This is a genomic window from Hyphomonas sp. NPDC076881 (assembly GCF_050269995.1).
Lineage (GTDB): Bacteria > Pseudomonadota > Alphaproteobacteria > Caulobacterales > Hyphomonadaceae > Hyphomonas.
Genome location: NZ_JBNNJJ010000034.1, coordinates 1 through 1,233, shown reverse-complemented (window position 1 = coordinate 1,233; position 1,233 = coordinate 1). Strand labels below are relative to the sequence as shown.

The 1,233-nt window shown below is 58.1% G+C and carries 1 protein-coding gene; it reads left to right on the top strand.

The genetic code is table 11. The features are described 5' to 3' along the window. Positions 1-74: 74 nt before the first annotated feature. A protein-coding gene (locus tag ACQKI2_RS18570; RefSeq protein ID WP_427381120.1) for an IS3 family transposase occupies positions 75-1,198 on the top strand; the annotation gives its coding sequence in 2 pieces (ribosomal slippage) (positions 75-324 and positions 324-1,198; 1,125 coding nt in all). Positions 1,199-1,233 lie beyond the last annotated feature (35 nt).

Sequence of the window (1,233 nt, the reverse complement as noted above, 5' to 3'; positions counted from 1 at the left end):
TGACGTGATCTGGAGAAATTGGTCCGGATTTGATGTTAGTTTTCCGGCGGATTTCCTGAAGGAGGAAGTTCGCGATGAAGAAGAAGCGCTATTCAACCGAGCAGATCGTGGCGGCCCTGAAACAGGCCGAGATGGGCATGTCTGTGGCCGATCTGATCCGCCAGATGGGGATCACCGAGCAGACTTATTACAGGTGGAAGAAGAAGTATGGCGGGCTGGAGTCTGACCAGGTCCGGGAACTGAAACAGGTCCTGGAAGAGAACACCCGTTTGAAGAAGCTCGTCGCAGAGCTCAGCCTCGACAAGGCGGTCCTTCAGGATGTTCTCTCAAAAAAGTTTCCCGGCCATCGCTCATGAAGCAGGTTGTAGACTATGTGCGGGCGTCACACGGCTACTCCGAGCGAAGGGCCTGCAAGCTGACGCGCCAACATCGATCCACCCAGCGTAAGCCCTCGAGGCGGGATCCCCTGACCGCCCTGCGTCAGCGGATGCATGAGATTGTGGCGACACGGATCCGGTTCGGATACAGGCGGGTGCATGTCATGCTGAAGCGCGAGGGCTGGCAGGTGGGCAAGAACGTTGTCTATCGTCTCTATCGCGAAGAAGGCCTGTGTTTACGGGCGAGACGGCCCCGCCGGCGCAAGATGGCGGTTCATCGGGAGGCCCGTTGCCAACCCTCCCGGCCAAACCAGGCCTGGAGCATGGATTTTGTTCATGACCAGCTGTCGAATGGTAACAAGATCCGTTTACTGACCGTCGTGGATGTGTTTACACGGGAAGCACTCGCCATTGAGGTCGGCTCGCGCCTTCGCGGAGAAGATGTGGTCCGGGTGTTGAACCGGCTGGTTTGGCTGCGCGGACGGCCGGAGGCGGTATTTTGCGACAATGGCGCGGAATTTACCGGTCAGATCGTCGACCTCTGGGCCTATCATCACAAGGTCCGGATGGACTTCTCCCGCCCAGGCACGCCGACGGATAATGCACATATTGAATCGTTCAACGGGACGCTGCGCGACGAGTTCTTGAACGTGAACTGGTTTGCTTCGCTGGCCGAAGCGCAGCGGCTCGCAGAGGCTTGGCGGATCGATTACAATGAGAGCCGGCCTCACATGGCTCACAATGGAAAAACGCCGGCAGAATTTGCCGAAATCTCAAGCCTGTGCCATGGTGGCCAGGTCCAACTTGCCGCTGGATTTTAACGTCAGGGCCGGACCACCGATCCCAAGCGCGTCAA